This is a genomic window from Paenibacillus shirakamiensis (assembly GCF_017874255.1).
In the GTDB taxonomy this organism is placed as follows: domain Bacteria; phylum Bacillota; class Bacilli; order Paenibacillales; family Paenibacillaceae; genus Fontibacillus; species Fontibacillus shirakamiensis.
Window position 1 is genome coordinate 15,842 of record NZ_JAGGLD010000007.1, and the last position, 18,485, is coordinate 34,326.

An 18,485-nucleotide genomic window follows, 5' to 3' on the forward strand; every position below is an offset into this window, starting at 1 on the left:
TCCTCCTAGTACTCCACATCGCTGCCAAAGTATTTGAATTGAATGATAGAGATTACGCCAATGACTACAGCTAGCACAATACCCATCGCAGAAGCCATCCCAAAGTTACCCAGCTTGAATGCCTGCTCATATACACCATACATTACGGTAGATGTACTATAGAAAGGTCCCCCGGAGGTAAGCAATTGGATCAGGGCAAAGCACTGGAACGTATTGATCGTCGTGATTACGATAATATACAGGTTCGTTGGCATCAGCATGGGCCAGATAATTTTACGGAAAATCTGCCATGAGGAAGCTCTATCAATTTGAGCTGCTTCAATATAGGAAGTCGGGATGTTACCTAGTGAAGCTACATACAGAATGATGGGCTGTCCAACAGACGTAGTGATGAGTACAGCGATAATGGATAATAAGGCGGTATGTGTATTCCCCAGCCAAGAGATCGGTTCGGCTCCGAACAATCCCGTAATGTAGTTCAAAATGCCGTAGTTCGGATGGTAGATCCAGCCCCACACCACGGTAATACTGACTACAGAGGATACAGCAGGCAGATAAAATACACCTCTAAAAAACGAACGAGCCAGTTCTTTCTTCTTATATATGTTCATCGCTATAAAGATAGAGAACACGATGACTATAGGCACAGTAATAATTACAAGTAAGGTAGTATTCCAAAGCGATTTCAAGAACACCTCATCATGAAAGAGGTTAATATAGTTATCTAGACCAATGAACGTAAACTTACGTAAGGAATAATTGAAGAAGCTGATGTAAATCCCTTTTAACATAGGGTAGGCTACGAATAATAGGAAAAATCCAAATGCCGGTAGCAAAAACAGATAGCTCATGAGCCAGTCACGTAACATTGGGGTGTTCAGCTTACGGACTCTCGTTTCCATGATTGTTCTCTCCTCATTCCATCTCTTTGTTGAAAGGAGTAGCACACGATTGACGCGCGCTACTCCAGACTTTTATATCTAGAATCAATTTATGAAAGATAAATGCTTACTTTTAGATTTATGAGCTTGATTCAAAGGTTCGTTATTTTTTCAAGGCTGCTTTAGCTTTAGTAATTGCGGCATCGGCCTTCTCCGCAAATGAATCGAGCGCCTGCTTACCTGTAGCCTGACCAATCAAGACACGCTGCAATTCTGGGAACCAATAGGTACGAATCTCAGCATAGCCGTCTGCTACAGTCGGAGGATTGCCATAGAACTTACGAGCAAGTTCGGCATACGTATACTCAGGGTCATTGTAAAGGCCTGTAATGGAATTACGCGCCGACAATCCGCCGGTCTGAATCAAGTTCTTTTTACCCCACTCTGGATCATTCGCAATGAAATCAACCAGCTTTTTAGATGCGGCAATTTTATCTTGGTCTCCGTTATTAAAGACGGCCATGCCGCCAAGGTAAGGCTCAAGCTTCGGTGCTGCTCCATCAATCGTTGGGAATGGAACCAGCACGTCATCGAACTTCGCTTTTTTCAGCGTGGCGTTCTGAGCTTTAAGCACTGGAGAATAGTTCAATGTAACAGCAAGCTTACCTTGCAAGAACAAGTCATTCACATCCGCGCCTGTCAGGGATTCGGCACCAGATACGACTAATTTGTCTTTCACGCCTTGAGCAATCCAGTCTAGCGCTGCGCCAGCTTTATCTGTATTGATAGCGACTTTGGAGTAATCATCATTGAAGAATGAAGAGTTACTTAAGTTAGCGATATACGCACGCGTTCCTTGGTCTCCGCCTTGGCTCTTCGCGAAGAATCCGGAAGGAATGACATCCGGTGCTTTTTCTTTTACAGCTTCAAGTGCTTTCTTATATTCATCAAATGTCCACGTACGGTCCGGTTTGTTCAGCGGAAGCAAATCCAGTGCACCAATCTTCTCAAAGATCGTCTTATTAATACCCATCATGAATGGCGCTGTGTTAATTGGATACATATACACTTGATCGCCCACCATCGACTGCTTCATCAGTGCAGGGGAGACATCCTTTTTCACTTCGTCAGTAATCATATCGTTCAGGGGTGCAAGTAAATCTTTTTTACCCCAATCTAGAATTCGTCCAGGCGCGTCATAGATGACATCCGGGGCTGTATTCGATGCAATCGCCACGTTGAGCTTTTCAGGTCCAGCTTCATAAGTAAGCATTTCAAGATTGACTTTAATATCTGGGTTTTTCTTATTGAATGCAGCAATAAGTTGTTTCTCATATTTCCCTACTTCACCATCTAACGCTTGGAAGCTCGGAAAATTCCACCATGTAATTTCGACAGGTTTCGCTTTTCCGGATTCACTTGCCTTAGGGGTATCGGTGGTTGATCCACAGGCTACCAATTGCGTACTAATTAGGGTAACGCCTAGCAACGTCATACATCCTTTTTTGAAAATGTTCATGTCTTTCCCCCTAGAATGATTGAATTTTCTATTTTGTATAGCGCTTTCATTACTTATTATAGAGCGTTATACGGCCCTTTCTAAATACCCCAATTCTTACTTTCATCCCTCTAAATTGACTATACCCAGATATTGTTTGTTCCTTTTCCTCCTGATCCCCTACAATTGTGTTACGACGTTACAAAGCTCAGGCATCGGAGGTAGATGATTATGTACACCTTGCTAATTGTTGAAGATGAAACGTTAATTCGTAAGGGCCTCATGCAGTATTTTGATTGGAACGCGCTTGGATTTCATACTATATATGAAGCAGAGAATGGTTCGGAAGGTGTCGAAATAGCTCGAAAAGAGCGACCCGATCTAGTCATCACCGATATCCGCATGCCTCTAATGGATGGACTCGATATGATTGGAGCACTCAGGCAGGATCTTCCCGATACGCTATTCGTCATTTGGACAGGGTATAATGAATTCGCTTATGCGCAAAAAGCCATCCGCTTAGGTAATGTATTTGCTTACCTCTTAAAGCCTCTTCAATATGAGGAGAGTATGAGGACTATTCATGATTGCATTCAGCATCTGGAGCGGTTACGTGAGTCACAGCAGAAGGCGTCTATGCTACAACTGAATCAACAGCATGGACTTCGGTTACAGCGGAGTCAACTGGTGAAGCAAATGATCGAAGACGAGATGATCTCCCCTGCCTTAGAAAAGGATCTCTGGAGTAGTCTAAGCAATCTGAACAGCGCTAATTGTCTTTTTCAACCCTTTGTCTTGTCATATGTACCCCAGCCTGACGCATTGTTAGAATCCAGGTCATGGTGGCGCCTCCATGCTGAACCCATTCTCACCAAAGCCTTGACTATGTATCTGAAATTGCCGAATATACACCCGGTCTTATTCACTTATCTGCATCAATCTAAATTGTATGCGTTTACAATATTAGAGATAGAAACTGCTGCATTTCTCACACCGAAGCTCACTACACAACAATATCAAGAGATCACAGACCTGTTGTACCAAGAAAGCAGTTCACACCATGTACATCTCTACATGGCAGCAGGAGTGGCTACGCCACAACTGAACGATCTACCTTCTCTTCTGAAGCAGACGGATAGAGCTTTATTTCAGCGATTCAGTTCTACTGCTCATCAGACGTTCTATGAATCACTACACTCTGGCTCCGAGTCTGCATGGAATCCGGTGCATCCTTTGCTGGAACAGGATAAAATGAAACTCTTATCGCACCTTGAGCAAGGTGACGGTTTACAGATACAGCAATTGATGAACCGACTGTCTGTAGACTATCAGTCCAAAATTCAGCACTTCACGCTAGAGCAATGGCTTAGCTTGCTTCAAGAAATGATTGCAGTCGCCATTCGCTTTGCAGGCAAACATGGCATTCAGCTGGAAGAGGTATACCCCGAGAAGTTAATCACCTTACGCTTCGTGGACGATTTCGACTCGGTATCGACCTTATTGGATTGGCTTGCCACATGGATGATTCAGCTCCAAGAGGACGCTAGAATTTCTTCCGTCAAACCTACAGATATCACGTTATTCGAGCAGATTGAGACGTATATCTTGCAGCATATGGATCAAGAGATTACCTTGCAGATGGTCGCAGATCGATTTTTTTACAACCCCTCCTATCTAAGTCGTCTGTTCAAAACCAAGCTAGACAAAAATTACATGACCTTCGTCACCGAAATTCGCATGAATTATGCGAAGCGCTGCTTGCTTGAGTCTAATGATGCGATGACGGATATATGCCAAAAATGCGGATACACAAGCTACAAACATTTCGTCAAAACATTCCGTAAATTCACGAATATGACACCCACCGACTATCGAAAACAAATGGGGATGATGGATTGAACAGTCCACTGCAGTTTCGCAAGCTTTTCTATATGAGGCACCTGAATACACAAATCTTCGTCCTCATGATTGTTACCATTACGTTACCCCTGATGCTAATATCAGGCATTATTTATCGCGTCTCGCTCCAGACAGTTCAGACTGAATATAAGAATAGCTCCGATCTAATCCTGAATAACCTGTCCTTCAATATTGATCAGTATCTACAAAGTATTGAGAAAGGGACCCTATACGCCCATATGGATGGACAACTTCAGAATGCACTGGAGAATTGGATCAGCAATCCTACGGAAGATCAGAAGATCAACTATCAATACGTCATTCAGCATTTTATTGCCACGCTTGAGATGACGATTAAAAATGTAAATAGTGTGCAGATCTACTCGGGGCATCAACTCTTCTTCTCAGCGAACTTCAATCGGGCAGATATCAATTATGCCCATTTTGAACAAGATGAATGGTACCAGAAGACACTAGCCAGAAAAGGAGCAGTCGTTATTTTTGGCACCCATACTCCTTTTCATAAGATGAACTCCACAGAGAAAGTCATCTCGATTGCTCGGGTGATTAACAAGACGGGTGGCAAACAGCCACTAGGCGTGATGCTGGTAGATATCCGGCTCGATTCTTTGAGCGAGATTCTGAATTTATCAGAGAATACCAAGCGAAAGTTCGTTATCACCGATCAGACGGGGGCCATAATCTATGCTTCTAATCAACCAGGGAATGAAAATATCTCCAAACCCCTTAAAATCGACAACCAAAAGTTTAACAAAGTATTAACGGAAACGTCTGGGAGCTTCAGTACATCCTATGCTTCGCATAATTCCTATCTCAACTTTGTCACCTCTCCTTATTCGGGATGGAAAGTCATTCAATATATTGATGAGAAAGAGATGACAAAAGATTCGGCTCTGCTGAGTAAGATTATTTTAGCGCTTGCCGTGGGTTCCATTGGCATGGCTATTCTCTTCATGGTCATGATGCGGTCGCGGGTGACCAAGCCGATTATTCTGCTCAAAAGACAGGTGGAGAAGGTGGGTATGGGGAACTTTGATGTGGACCTCGGCAGTACCCGCAGAGATGAATTCGGTGTATTGTATCAAGGACTGCGTAAAATGGTGGCCGAACTTCAAAATTATATTGAAAGGTCTTCTATGGCCAAAGCACAGCAAAAAATCGCTCGCCTAGGTGCACTGAAAAGTCAGATTAATCCCCATTTTCTAGCCAATACGCTAGAGTCTGTACAAATGAAAGCTATTCTTAGCGGAGAACGCGACATCGCCGAAATGGTGGGAACTCTCGGACAGCTCTTCCGAATTCACACCCAGATGAGCAAAGATATCATTCCCCTATACCAAGAGCTAGAGCATATTCGACTGTATGTCAAAGTTCAGCAAATGCGTTTCGGCGATAAAATTAACTATGTCGAGGAATTGGCTCCAGGTACGGATACACTCCAGGTAGTTCATTTCTCGCTACAACCCTTGATTGAGAACGCCATCATTCATGGACTAGAACGGCAAGTCGGGACAGGGCTACTCGAAGTATCTACTTCGCTCTCGGATCATTTCTTGCTCATTACGATACGAGATAACGGCGTAGGTATGAACCATGAGCAGCTATATTCTATGCAGCAAAGATTATTTGATCATATGGATGTAGACCCCGATAGCCACATTGGACTTATCAATGTGAATGAGCGAATCCGGCTTTACTTTGGGGAACAATATGGTCTATATCTCTCCAGTACCCTCGGGGAAGGAACAACCATTACTATACGGTTACCTGCTTTGCCTTATGAAATGTGAATTCAGTTAAACTCAACAAAAACCGCCAACGGATATACCGGAGGCGGTTTTTTGTTGAGTTTTTCTAGTGCTGCTTGTTTTTATATGACTGACTATTCCGTTAGTTACTGTCCTGTAGCTGTATAAAGCTTCGTATCTCCCCATGAGGCATGGTCTGAACCGTTGCCATTACCCCCATCGGTTACGACGAGCTTCAATTCCTTGGCACCGTTAATATCTACTTCTAGCGATTTCTGTGGATCTCTAGAATTCATAAGTCCACTATCGAATTTTTTCACGCCATCGACATAGACCTCAAAGCTAACAGATCCGATGGAACCGAACATTTGGCGATCTACCCCTACATTGGAGGTGAGATAATCAAAGTTCTTATCGCTGAGATCATAGACAATGGTGGAAGTCGAATGAGCTCCAATCCCGCGGGTATAGGACACTTCGGACCCCGCTGCATTCGTAAGGCGCAGCTTATTGTTGCTAATGGAAATATCCTTTTGAGGTGCGGCGTAGCTATACTGCGTTGTTTTCCAATTATAATCGGTTAGGTACTTGAAATTCTGCATATCCACAACGGCAATCGTTCTTGTCTGCGTAGTCGTATTGCCATCACTGTCCGTTACCGTGTATGTGATGGGATACTCTCCAGCTTGGTTAAAGTCAACTTTGTCCGCACCGCTTACGATTACTTTTGAAGTCAGATCCCCATCCTCTGAATCGAGAGCTGAATATGCTTCATCCAAGGATACCACTTCGCCCACTTTGGTAGATTTGGGTGTGGGAATTGTAAGTGTCGGTATATTGTTCAGAATTAAGAATTTCGCATCTGCGAAATCTGCATGGTCTGAACTTATACCATTTCCAGCATCTTCTGCGATCAATTTGAGTTCATGTACGCCTTGCACAGAAATACGTATACGCTTGGCTTCCGTTGTATATTTCATGACACCGCTATTAAATACTTCTTGCCCATCGGCCATAATCTTAAAGATTACACTGGAATTATCTTGATTCGGAATATTGTGGTCAATCCCTACAAGCGTCTCGAAGTAATCATACCTTGTATTCGTTAAGTTATAAGTAATCTCCGAGTTTGCATGCGTGCCAATTCCTTTATTGAAAGTCTGCACCTGACCATCCATAAGCACCTTAAGCGGATTGTTAGATATGGATTTATCCTTGCGTACACTTTCATAATCTGTCGTTGCCGAAACCCAGTTCACATCGCTCACGTATGCAGTTGCACTGTACACTACGAAAGTCCGCGTCTTAGAGATTGTATTTCCATCTTTATCAGTCACGGTGTACTTCACTGGATAGGTACCTGTCTTCTTCGTATTGAATTCATCCGCTTCCACATGGATGGCGCCTGTAAGGTTACCGTCCTCAATATCGGAGGCCTGCACATCTTGTAGAACATCATAGGGTGTATTCAACTTCACATACGTCATGCTCTCAGGTAAGCTCAGAGATGGTGCGCTAGAACCTTTAGTGAACTTGGCATCTGCCCACACCGTATGATCCGACGAGATGCCGTTATCATTTGCATCCGTAGTTACAAGCTTAATTTCTTTAGCTCCTGTAATAGGAACCTGTACAAATTCATGATCGGTTCCCGACTTGAAGACGCCGCTGGAATAGACCTTAATCCCATCCACATAGACTTCAAATGTCGCAGATGCAACCGAGTTTTTCGCCGCTTGATCAATGCCGACATAACTTTCGAACGAGTCATATCCTTTGCCCTCTACGTTATATACGACCTCAGAGTTGGCATGCGCACCCAGACCTTTGGTATAGGTAGCGGGTGCACCTTGACGGAGTAACGTGATCGTACCCCCCGCTGGCGCTTTATCTTTCTTTAAGTCGCCCCAACCTACACGGGCAGAGACTGCATTCAGATCAGACAGGTACGCGTAATCACTTGTGACCGCAACATTCGTTGTTCTTGTCTCCGTAGACTCTCCGCTCTTGATCTCATAGACAATCTGATAGTTCCCTTTTTGCGTAAGGTTTACTGTATTGGATTTAATCACAACGGTACTCGTAATATCATTTCCTTGATAATCTAGAGCCTTCACATAATTCATCGGATCAAAAGCTTGATTGAGCTTAAGTGTAACTTGATTCTCCGCAGATAACGTCGGCTTGAATGCCTTTAGTTCCACAGGATTCAGGGCGCTGAGTTTTTTATCATAGCCGATGATTTTATACGTATAGTTCACAGTAGGATCTATGTTCGTATCTACGAATTGGTCGGTTCCAGTGAACCCTACCAATACATTATTTCTATAAATCTCATAGCCTAAGAAATCCTTCTTATTTAATGCATCCATAGTGAAATTCAGTGTGTTGGACTTCGCTGTGGCGTTCACACCCACCGTTACTTTGATAGGTACATTTTTGTTCGCAATGCCCGTTCCCTTGTACCCTACTAAGCTATTATTCAAGTACCATAATTTAAGAGGTGCCGGGTACTTAGCCGTCTTGGCTTTGGTCTCTGGATTTACAGTGAACCCGTGTCTTGCGAAATAACTGCTTAAATCTTGGCCTAATACTTCGGAAGAGAAGTCAATTAAGTATTGTTGCTTAGAATTATCTCCGTTAGAAAGGGATACTTTACGCTCACGGTACAGACGGTTAAGTTCAGCCCAGTACCCGGGATGAGCTAGCTCTAACTGCCAGAAAGCTCCGAGTCTACCAAAGAGTGAGACTTGATCCATAGCCTTCTTATTCTCTGCAATGACATTCTTGTAGATCTCGTCTTCGTAGGGAATACGATTATCCATGTCGTTATAAGCTACAGACATACCCATAGCAATCATATTATTACTGATCTCGCCGTACTCCCGTTCACCTATTGCAAGGCGGTGGCCAATCTCGTGACTGATCCCCCAACCTGGTGTAAAGTTTCCTAGCATGGTTTCTACTTGTCCTAATTGAATACCTACATGATCCCCTGCCGCATACATGAAGCCATATGGCTGCATCAAGCGAATATTCTCACGCATTAACTTCCGGTCTTGAAGATCACTGCTCCCATCCAGACCATAGAAATCAAAGATTCGATTCATCCATATATCATAGTTCGTCAAGGTATCTACTGGATTCTTACCTAGCGTAACATATTGATTGTAGGCTTCTGTAGCCGTACCTGTGAAAATGACGCGATCACTTGCTAGTTCCACAACGTCGATGACTTGGCGATCTTTCACAGCCGGATGCGCCGCTACGTCTTGATCTACTTTATTCTTATATGTCGTGAGGAATTCTTTGAACTGTGCCACATCCGTAGACTTCGTCATGAAAGGAATTTTGTCTAGACCCTCAAAACGAAGGACTGGAGCCTTGCCTTGTTCTGCTGCGGTATATGGGTTAACGATATAGACCGTCCCCCCCTTAGTTACTTCATGTTCATAGGAGCTATTCGAAGCAATAGCAGGTACCGTAATCGTATTTTTTCCTTGATGCAGCGCTACTGAAGTTGCCCAGCTATTCCAACCCCCATCTTGTTGAGAGAACACGAGTGAAGGCAATTTATCTTTCGATTCAACATCTACATATACATTAATTGTACGACCTGGGATAGCTGCAAATCCGGTCGCTTGATTGTTCGTTCCGAAATTCATGCGCAGATTCTGCTGTGCATGCTTCTTCATATCTCCGTGTTGTTCCGCCGTAATCATCGTACCTTCGGTCTGAACTTCTCCATTCACCAATTGTCTTGCCAAATTAAGCTGATCTTTGAAAAGAGGATATAGGGGGTGAACCTTAGCCGCTTCATCCAGGGCGTTAATTTTGGCGACGTTGTTATATTCAGGCACTACCGAACTCATCGTTCCATCAGTGAATAGACTTTTCACCGCATCACTTACTGGATCTTCTTTGTAGAAGGCGAACTCTGCTGCACTTGCCCAGTCTTGATTCGCTTTTTTATACACAAATTTAATCCGCTTGAAGGACGTAGGGGCGAATTTGATCTCTACGATATTTCCTGTAGACCCCGTATATTCTCCAGAAGAGACAAGCGTGTAGTTATCTCCCACATCTGTAGGCGAACTATAAATGTCGAACTGTTGGGCAAAGCCCTTACCCTTAGCAGCGTCTTGTCTAGCTGCATATACGATACGATTTAAGGTGGTTGCCTCGCCTAATTGAAATACAACTTCATTCGTAAACGTAGACGTATTGGGTTTTCCCGTCTCCCAGTGTGTGGTGAAATCCCCGTCTGTAGCCTTGCTTAGTACGGAACTAGCATAATTGCCTCCGTTGTTCGTAACTGATTTTAGATTGGCCGAGCTCATTTTGAAGACTGAATTATAATTCTGTAGAAGATCTTGTCCGATTAAGCTAAATGGGGATACCGACGCTGCATTAGGTGCTTCTTCCCGCTGTACTGCTTTTGTACTTAGTGCTTTTGTATTTACTGTATGTACGGCTGTGGTTCCACTTGCTTTGACCTGATCGATGCCACCTGTAAAGCTCACTAGCATAGCTGCAGAAGTTGCGATGGCTATGATTTTGTACACGCTAATTTCCCCCTAAGTTTGGTTTCCTCCTCCTGAATAGAAAAAAGCTACTCCTCAGAGCAGCTTCCTTTGCTTCTAGAATGCGGTCGGCATTGAATGTTGGCATTCAAATTCCACCCCATCTGTAGACAAAAAGCGACACGCACTCTTTGGCGGCTGGCTGACTTAGTTTCCACCTTAGTCCCTGTAGCTTTGCGTCCCTACATTTCTATAGGTTTGCCTATTCAGTTGCTGGATATCTCAAACTTATCACGATTCGACATAATTCGATATGAACACAACGCACTATTTGTCGTATAGGTCGGAAGATACTTTTCAATTCTTTACCTGATGATATATAGTAGATCGCCCTGCGAAAACTTGTACCTCTACTTGTATTCAAGATCAGATCATGCCTCATTTCGCATAGGTGGTCACAATAACCCCTCCTTGATTGTCACCAGATATTTCATAGCGCTGATGAAGAGGGATCTTAATTGTTCTTGTCTTCGATACAGGATAATAGGAGATGGTATACGTACGCCCTGCTACTTCGGCATTCATCGTCTTCTGGTGCCTAATGTCCTCTATATATTCCTCCAAGCTAAAATTCTTCTTCCGCATCAGTACACTATGAGGTAGTCCTACATAACGAAAATGCCATGGCTCATAAGCTATGCCTGTAACTTCTGTTTTATCTTGGGGGTACCTTAAGATGAATCCATAATTCCAAGCATGCTCCTTCAGCCACTGGCCCTCGGCCGCTTGGCTCATCTTTCCCTGTGAAGATCCGATATCTAACGACAACCCTAGATTATGCTCGCTGTGTCCGGCGGGCAAAGCATAGGCATCTCCCTTATCGGCAAAAATCCGAGATTGCTCCTTAAAAGTTCGAAAGCCACTGCTGATTAAAAAATGGTTCACATGATCATCCGCTGCATCAAGTACCATGCTCTTAAACAACTGAGCTACATGCTCTGACAAACGCAAGTTCTCGTTCATTAGCGCATAGCCCTGAATGAGTTCCTTCCTCTTCGCAAGGGTTACAATGTCTGGCTGAATGCCTACCTCGTCTAGAGGATATCGCTTATTTACAAGGACGAGATTCCCTTTATGAACTTGCGTAGGTTGGATGTGAAGGTCACCGCTTGAAATCTCCGCATCGGAATCGATGATATTCACTATTTTTTGTTTGTCATCCGGAATGAGCCAAGTCATCCCATATGCTATCAGCAGCAGCAAAATTACAAGCCAAAAAACCCACTTTTTCATTCTCCAAGTTCCTCCTACATCTAGTATGCATACTAGTCTAGAGAACAATTGTTTAAATCGAAGTAGGGTAACTATAAAATTTTTCTTAAATTTGGCATATTACTGCGGTAATCGTACCTCGAAGCACGTTCGAATCACATTGCTCTGAACAGATATTGCCCCTTGATGCTGCTCAACAATATTTTTGGCAATGAATAACCCGAGGCCTGTGCCTCCTTGATTAGATCTGGCCTTATCTCCTGTGAAGAACATATCGAACAAATGAGGTATTTCTTCTATCGGAATAGAGTTCCCATAATTCGTCACTTGGACGACAGCCTCTTCGCCCTCTAACATACACGTGATATCTACGAACTGACCTTCTTTTCCATACCGAATGGCATTTGTCAGTAAATTCTCGAACACCCGTGCTAAGAGTTCTCCATCTCCATGAATATTAAGTTTAGGCGCTAGATCCAGCCGAACCAGCAGATTATTTTTCTCCATGACTGGATAAAGCTGTTCATTAATCTGAAAAAGCAGTTCGCTTAGGTTAATCGGCTGTTTATCAATACTAACCATGCCAAAATTCATACGGGTGATTTCAAATAATTCGTCGATTAACTTCTCCAGCCGCTTCGATTTGGTGAAGGCAATGGAGGTGTAGTGCTTAATCTGTTCTGATGATAAGTGTTCATCTTGGAGAACGAGATCTAGGTAGCCTAACACAGAAGTCAAGGGCGTACGCAAATCATGTGCCAAATTCAGCACGAGCTGATCCTTACTACTCTCAGCGAAATCTCCCCGCTGAACGGCTTGTTGAAGTTTTGCGCTTGCTCGGTTAATGTCGTTCGCAATCTTCCCGAACTCATCCTGCGCCGAGATCTGGACTCTGTTCTCGAAATCTCCACTAGCCAAATGATGAATCCCTTTAGAAATCTCCTTGAAATAAGCCGAATAGCGCTTAGTAAAGAGGAAGAAGAACAGGACAAGTAGGGGAATGAAGATAATTAGAAAAAAGTTCAAATCGCCAATATTCCTCATAAAGTAACGCACGTCCGCTAGCGGATCCTCATGCTTCACTTTGGAGTGATAATAATATTGAAGCGCACGGTAGAGGATATAGGTGAAAGCTCCTGATACGACCATACTTAGCGCTAATAATACAATCATTTTGAACCGAAAGCTCCGAAGCAACTTATCCATTGAACGTGTACCCTACCCCCCAAATGGTTTTGATCCATTTGTTCTTATTCTTGTCTTCCCCCAGCTTCTTGCGAACCATAGCGATATGTACCATGACCGTATTGCCGCTTTCTAGGTAATTCTCTCCCCATACATGCTGAAAAATATTCTCTGCACTGAACACTTTCTTCGGATAACTCGCCAGCAGGTATAAAATATCGAATTCCTTGGGGGTTAGCTCAATCGCTTCCCCATATAGACTTATCGAACGTTGATCCGAATCGATTACAAGTCCACCCATTTCGATAACTGGCGTTGTCGTCCCTGACCTGGACTGATTCAACTGCATAGAACGGCGTAACTGTGCATTCACCCTAGCCACAAGCTCCATAGGGTTGAACGGCTTCGTCATATAATCATCGGCGCCCATCACAAGCCCCGTAATTTTGTCCATATCTGATGTCTTCGCACTTAGGAAAATAATTGGCATTTGGTGCTGTCCCCGAATTTGACGAGTCACTTCGTATCCATCCATCTCAGGCATCATGATATCTAGAATAACCAGATCTATGGCATGCGTATGAATGGCCTGAATCGCCTCATTTCCATTCGCTGCCTTCAATATATGATAGCCCTCTTTGCTTAAATGGAGCTCGATTAGGTCTGCAATTTCTGCTTCATCATCTGCAATAAGTATGGTGATACGCTTCATAAAGATCCTCGTCCTTTCTTGGCGAATTAGTGTTTCCTCCTATCATAACGATTGACTTACAGAGGTGGCAACTATATTTGATTTCCATCTGCTGATTCGAGAATGCCCCCGCATTCAGGGTCTCTGTCGTTCAGAAAGACAAGGTCGATCTTACCCCTTAGCTCCTTCGATAGCAGACAGGGCAATACCATGGATCACAGCATCGTCCATAGGCGGATTATGAAGTCCAGCTCGAACATCTCGATAATAGCGCTGCAGCGGATTATCCCGCTGAAGGCTGCGTATGCCTACAACGCGCATCGCCTGATCCACAATGGAAATAGCGCCATTTGTCACGGCATGTTTGGCAGCGCCAAGCTCATTTTTCAACAACTGTCTTCGGGATGGATCGTCATACGCTTCAGCTACACTATATAGGAAATGTCTTATATTCATTAATTCCAGATCGATTTGGCCTAGGAGATGCTGTACATTAGGAAGCTGGCTAATCGGCCCATTCAGACTATTAGGACAATATTCCGTAGAGAATTGTACCGCGTAGTCTCTCGCCGCTTGAGCAATGCCTAGATAACATGCCGGAATGTGAAGCAACCAACCGTTAAGCGGTTTAGCACCTCCGCTTGTAGTTCGTCTTCCCGGTTCTACGAGCTGATCTTCACTTACTCTAACTCGATCTAAGATGAGATCGTGGCTGCCCGTTCCCCTAAGTGACATGGTATCCCAGGTCTCTTCAATACGGAGGCCCGCTACGTCTTTATGCAGCAAAAATTGGCCCACGGACTGTGTCTCTTCGATCCATGCAGAGACTAGAAAATAAGTAAGTACAGGGGATAAAGTGGTGTATACTTTGCGGCCTGTAATGATCCAATTCTTACCCTCTCTTACCGCCACCGTTCCCGGTCTGCCCCCTCTTGTCGGACTCCCCGTCTGTGCCTCACTTGCTGCCCGGTTCAGTAAAGCCCCCTTGGCAATTTCCTCAGCGATACATGTCATTTTGTCTGATGTCCACAATTGCTTTTCGAACAATTCTCCTACTACAGACAGATGCCATCCGATAGATAATGCCGTAGATGCGTCGTAGCTTGCTAGTGTCTCCTGAAGTAGAACCATATCTACTACCCGAAGTCCATAGCCCCCTCTGTCCACAGGCAAAGTAGAGCGCGTATACCCCATTTCGATTAATTCCTGAATGTTATCCCCGGGGAAAGTTCCCAATAGGTCGATTTCCACCCCCCGTTCCATAAAAGAAGATTTCTTCTCCTTTAGACGCTCTACCCATTCACGCTGAACTTCCGTTCTTATAAATAGATCTAACATGTGTGCTTCCCCCTTGTACTTGTATAGATAAAATTCAGATCCGATTGAAATGCTTCATCATTAGTGTATCATTCCAAGCAGCATCATCATAATCTGTCAGGGGTGTACTTATTTGTCAAAATAAAAAAAGGCATCTTCCATAACGGAAGATGCCTTTTCATTCATATGTCGTGTCTTATATTATTTAGCTGTTTTCAAGCTATCCCATGTTTGTTGCAGCCCATCGAATAGTTTAGCTTTGTCAGACTTGCCTGCTACATAAGCTTGCATTTGGCTGCCGAACTCGTTAAAGGCACCATCAGGGAATTTGTTGAACTCCCAGCTTAGTGTTTTGCCTGCTTTACTATAAGCCTGAATTTCTTTACCTAGTGGTCCTATTGTATCGCTAGCTTCAATGCTCTTGAAGGCAGGAATAAATTTGAATTCATCTGTGATATATTTTTTACCTTTTTCAGAGGTAACCAACCATTTCAAGAATTCTTTAGCTTCAGGTTTCACAGCAGAGTTCTTGTTAACCACCCAGTTGTTAGGTACGCCGACAAGCAATTTGTCATTTTTCGCAGCATCTTCGTCAATTGGCATCGGCAAGAAGCCAATGTTGAGATCTTTTTTAATGCCATCGATTTGAACTTGGGTCCAGTTGCCTTGTTGCGTCATTGCCGCTTCCCCATTAGCAAATGCCGTAACTTCTGTGTTGTAGTCTGTAGTTAGTGGATTCTTTTGTCCGTATTTCACAGTAAGATCAAGCAGTTTAATCCAGTTCTCAAATACCGGATTACCGTTGATTTTAGCAGTGCCATCATTTAGACCTTTTACAAATGCATTCGGATCATCTTGATGAGCAAAAGCTACATTCAGGTTATGGTTACCAAGTACCCATCCTTCCATATATCCGTTCTCAAAAGGTGTAATTCCCGCTGCTTGCAGTTTTTTCGCCGCGTCTTCCAATTGAGATAATGTTTTTGGAGTCTCGGTGATACCCGCTTTAGTGAACAAGTCTTTGTTATAAATGAAGCCATACCCTTCAACGTTCATCGGTTGTCCATACAATTTGCCGTCTTTAGTCATCGGCTCTTTAGCCACATCCGTTACATCGGATACCCATGATTCTGCGGACAGATCTTCTAGATTATTGAACCAAGTATCGAGGTCTCTATATCCACCTACGTTGAAAATATCCGGCTCGTCATTTCCTGCGAATTTCGCCTTCAAAGCTGCACCGTAATCTGAACCCCCACCGACTGTTTGGATATCTAGTTTGATACCCGGATGTTCAGCTTCATAATCGGTTTTTAGCTTGTTCAATGCTTCAGCAATTTCCACTTTAAATTGGAAAATTTTAATAGTCTTGGTGCCGCCGGATGCTGTATCTTTGTTGCCTTCTGTGGATGTATCGTCTTTCTTACCGCAACCCGCCAATACTACGGAGAGAGCCAGTACGGAGACTAAGGCTAGCTTACTGTACTTTTTCATGGGTGAATCCTCCCTTTATCTATATCTCTTTGTATTAAATTCATGTAAACCCTTACTTTTTAAGTATAGAAATTCTGAAATCCTTTGCACAGGTACTATATTGATGGATGAGGGAGATGAAATTGACCATCTCCTCTTATCCCTTAACCGCACCCTGCGTAATTCCTTCCACGATATACTTCTGCATCGCGAGGAAGAAGATAATCACTGGTAATATGCCCAATACTAAGGCAGGTAATGCTAGATCCCACTGTTTGGTAAATTGTCCGAAGAAAGCGAAAGTCGCAATTGGAATCGTCCGAAGTTCAGGAGATTGAAGAATCAAGGACGGTAATAGATAGTCATTCCAGATCCACAGCGTGTTCAGAATGATGACCGTAACGAAGATTGGTTTGAGCAGCGGAAATACCACTCGAATAAATACACCATATACATTCGATCCATCCACCACGGCAGCTTCTTCAATCTCCAGAGGAATCGACTTGATGAATCCATGGAACAAGAAGACCGATAGCGGAATTCCGAAACCAAGGTAACAGATAATGAGCCCTGGGATGCTGTCCGTCAGGCCTACCGTAGAAGTTACTTTAACGAGTGGAATCATAATAGATTGGAACGGAATAACCATGGCCGCTACATAGACCGCAAAAAGAATTCGGTTGAAGCGAATATCCCGGCGAACCATCTGATAGGCTGCCATGGCACTAAAGAAAGCTAATAGCAAGTTACTGAATACCGTAATAATCAAAGAGTTACCGAAAGCTGTAGGGAACTTCGTAATGTTCCATGCTCTTGTATAGTTACTCCATTCGAATGAAGTCGGTAGACTCGCGGAGTTCGTGAGCAGCTCACTGAACGTCTTGACCGAGTTCACGAAGAGAAAATAGAACGGAACCAAGAACAGCAAAGCCACAATAATGAGTAACAACTCAATCAACAAGGTGGAGACACGACTTTTGGAGGCCGTATTCATTAGGCTTCAACCTCCTTGCTTTTCGTAAATTTAACTTGCAGACTTGTAATGATGGCGACGACAGCGAAGAAGATGACGGCTTTGGCCGTACCGAGACCTAGTCGATTATTCGCAAAGGCTTCGTTGTAAATATTCATCGCTACCGATTCTGTAGAACCGAACGGTCCACCTTTGGTTAAGGAGAGGTTCAAATCGAACATTTTGAAAGACCAAGAGATTGCTAAGAACAGACATACCGTAACCGCTGGCATTACTAGCGGGATAATGATACTTCTAAGAACTTGCCCTCTACTAGCTCCATCAATCTCGGCTGCTTCCAAAATATCTTTGGGTACGTTGTTGAAGGAAGAGATGTAAATCACCATCAAATAGCCTGCTGTCTGCCATACAAAGACGATGACGATGGCCCAGAAAGCTGTATTCTCTGTCCCTAACCACGGAAGGGAGAAGAAGGACAAGCCTGTTGCTTTTCCGACCGAAGCAAAGCCCTTCACGAAAATAAACTGCCAAATGAAACCGAGCAGCAATCCGCCGATGACGTTCGGCATGAAGAAAATCGTACGGAGCGCATTCCGTGTCTTGAGTGGCTTGGTTAGTAAATAACCCAGAACAAAGCCGAGGACGTTGGTCAACACAACGCCTAAGACAGTGAATTTAACCGTGAACCAAAATGCATCTCTGAATTTTGTATCATGCATGAAGATTTGTTTGAAATTATCTAAGCCGACCCATTTGATCTCACTAGAACCTACGCCGTTCCAGTTGGTGAAGGAATAATATATTCCAAGCAGAAATGGGACAAGCACAATCAGAATGAAGAATAGAGCCGACGGCCCTACAAATACCGTCTGCTGAATGAGCCGTGACATCTTCTTTCGTTGCATCCCGGTTTCCCCCTTTTCTATAATTCGTATAGTGTGTACAGTAAGTATGCATGAAATACATTTGAATAAACATGGAGAATACTGATCCGTTTGGAGTAC

General features: G+C 43.6%; 12 protein-coding genes and 1 riboswitch. Of the genes, 2 read left to right on the plus strand and 10 right to left on the minus strand.

All coding sequences use genetic code 11. The annotated features are described in order from the left end of the window. Positions 1 to 5: 5 nt before the first annotated feature. Complete coding sequence (locus J2Z69_RS16070) at positions 6 to 902, minus strand: carbohydrate ABC transporter permease (RefSeq protein ID WP_209864912.1); 897 nt, start codon at positions 900 to 902, stop codon at positions 6 to 8. Positions 903 to 1,044: 142 nt separating this feature from the next. Beyond that, positions 1,045 to 2,400: an ABC transporter substrate-binding protein gene (locus J2Z69_RS16075; protein WP_209864914.1), complete on the minus strand. Its 1,356-nt coding sequence runs from the start codon at positions 2,398 to 2,400 to the stop codon at positions 1,045 to 1,047. Positions 2,401 to 2,610: 210 nt separating this feature from the next. On the opposite strand from J2Z69_RS16075, the gene J2Z69_RS16080 reads away from it, so the two are divergent. Beyond that, the gene (locus J2Z69_RS16080) at positions 2,611 to 4,278 is read left to right on the plus strand and encodes a response regulator (protein WP_209864916.1); all 1,668 of its coding nucleotides are present in this window, start codon (positions 2,611 to 2,613) and stop codon (positions 4,276 to 4,278) included. Further along, positions 4,275 to 6,089 carry a cache domain-containing sensor histidine kinase gene (locus tag J2Z69_RS16085; RefSeq protein ID WP_209864919.1) on the plus strand — a complete coding sequence of 605 codons (1,815 nt, stop codon included), beginning with the start codon at positions 4,275 to 4,277 and terminating at the stop codon, positions 6,087 to 6,089. Before J2Z69_RS16080 ends, J2Z69_RS16085 begins: the two co-directional genes overlap by 4 nt. Positions 6,090 to 6,193: 104 nt before the next feature. Here the strand turns inward: J2Z69_RS16085 and J2Z69_RS16090 are convergent, their stop codons facing one another. From J2Z69_RS16090 to J2Z69_RS16125, 8 genes are all read right to left on the minus strand, one after another. Further along, complete coding sequence (locus J2Z69_RS16090) at positions 6,194 to 10,612, minus strand: NPCBM/NEW2 domain-containing protein (RefSeq protein ID WP_209864922.1); 4,419 nt, start codon at positions 10,610 to 10,612, stop codon at positions 6,194 to 6,196. A gap of 148 nt (positions 10,613 to 10,760) precedes the next feature. Further along, a riboswitch (cyclic di-GMP riboswitch) is annotated at positions 10,761 to 10,843 on the minus strand. 165 nt (positions 10,844 to 11,008) lie between these two features. Beyond that, a complete protein-coding gene (locus J2Z69_RS16095; RefSeq protein WP_209864925.1) occupies positions 11,009 to 11,863 on the minus strand; it encodes a M15 family metallopeptidase in 855 nt (284 codons plus the stop codon). 99 nt (positions 11,864 to 11,962) lie between these two features. Further along, entirely contained in the window at positions 11,963 to 13,048 is a 1,086-nt protein-coding gene (locus tag J2Z69_RS16100) for a HAMP domain-containing sensor histidine kinase (protein WP_209864928.1), read from the minus strand. Beyond that, on the minus strand, positions 13,041 to 13,739 hold the full coding sequence (locus J2Z69_RS16105) for a response regulator transcription factor (RefSeq protein ID WP_209864931.1): 699 nt from the start codon (positions 13,737 to 13,739) through the stop codon (positions 13,041 to 13,043). The genes J2Z69_RS16100 and J2Z69_RS16105 overlap by 8 nt, the downstream gene beginning before the upstream one ends. Before the next feature lie 150 nt (positions 13,740 to 13,889). Beyond that, the gene (locus J2Z69_RS16110) at positions 13,890 to 15,056 is read right to left on the minus strand and encodes an acyl-CoA dehydrogenase family protein (RefSeq protein WP_209864935.1); all 1,167 of its coding nucleotides are present in this window, start codon (positions 15,054 to 15,056) and stop codon (positions 13,890 to 13,892) included. A 180-nt stretch (positions 15,057 to 15,236) separates the two neighbouring features. Further along, positions 15,237 to 16,529, minus strand: a complete 1,293-nt coding sequence (locus tag J2Z69_RS16115; RefSeq protein ID WP_209864938.1) for an ABC transporter substrate-binding protein — start codon at positions 16,527 to 16,529, stop codon at positions 15,237 to 15,239. Between the two features lie 136 nt (positions 16,530 to 16,665). Then, positions 16,666 to 17,502 (minus strand): carbohydrate ABC transporter permease, encoded by an 837-nt coding sequence (locus J2Z69_RS16120; protein WP_209864941.1) that lies wholly within the window; start codon positions 17,500 to 17,502, stop codon positions 16,666 to 16,668. Further along, a complete protein-coding gene (locus J2Z69_RS16125) occupies positions 17,502 to 18,386 on the minus strand; it encodes a carbohydrate ABC transporter permease (RefSeq protein WP_209864944.1) in 885 nt (294 codons plus the stop codon). The genes J2Z69_RS16120 and J2Z69_RS16125 overlap by 1 nt, the downstream gene beginning before the upstream one ends. Between the last annotated feature and the right edge of the window lie 99 nt (positions 18,387 to 18,485).

Coding starts and splice junctions, on each gene's coding strand:
- J2Z69_RS16110 (WP_209864935.1), bottom strand. CDS start 15,056: ATGTTAGATCTATTTATAAGAACGGAAGTTCAGCGTGAATGGGTAGAG.
- J2Z69_RS16100 (WP_209864928.1), bottom strand. CDS start 13,048: ATGGATAAGTTGCTTCGGAGCTTTCGGTTCAAAATGATTGTATTATTA.
- J2Z69_RS16125 (WP_209864944.1), bottom strand. CDS start 18,386: ATGCAACGAAAGAAGATGTCACGGCTCATTCAGCAGACGGTATTTGTA.
- J2Z69_RS16070 (WP_209864912.1), bottom strand. CDS start 902: ATGGAAACGAGAGTCCGTAAGCTGAACACCCCAATGTTACGTGACTGG.
- J2Z69_RS16120 (WP_209864941.1), bottom strand. CDS start 17,502: ATGAATACGGCCTCCAAAAGTCGTGTCTCCACCTTGTTGATTGAGTTG.
- J2Z69_RS16115 (WP_209864938.1), bottom strand. CDS start 16,529: ATGAAAAAGTACAGTAAGCTAGCCTTAGTCTCCGTACTGGCTCTCTCC.
- J2Z69_RS16075 (WP_209864914.1), bottom strand. CDS start 2,400: ATGAACATTTTCAAAAAAGGATGTATGACGTTGCTAGGCGTTACCCTA.
- J2Z69_RS16080 (WP_209864916.1), top strand. CDS start 2,611: ATGTACACCTTGCTAATTGTTGAAGATGAAACGTTAATTCGTAAGGGC.
- J2Z69_RS16095 (WP_209864925.1), bottom strand. CDS start 11,863: ATGAAAAAGTGGGTTTTTTGGCTTGTAATTTTGCTGCTGCTGATAGCA.
- J2Z69_RS16105 (WP_209864931.1), bottom strand. CDS start 13,739: ATGAAGCGTATCACCATACTTATTGCAGATGATGAAGCAGAAATTGCA.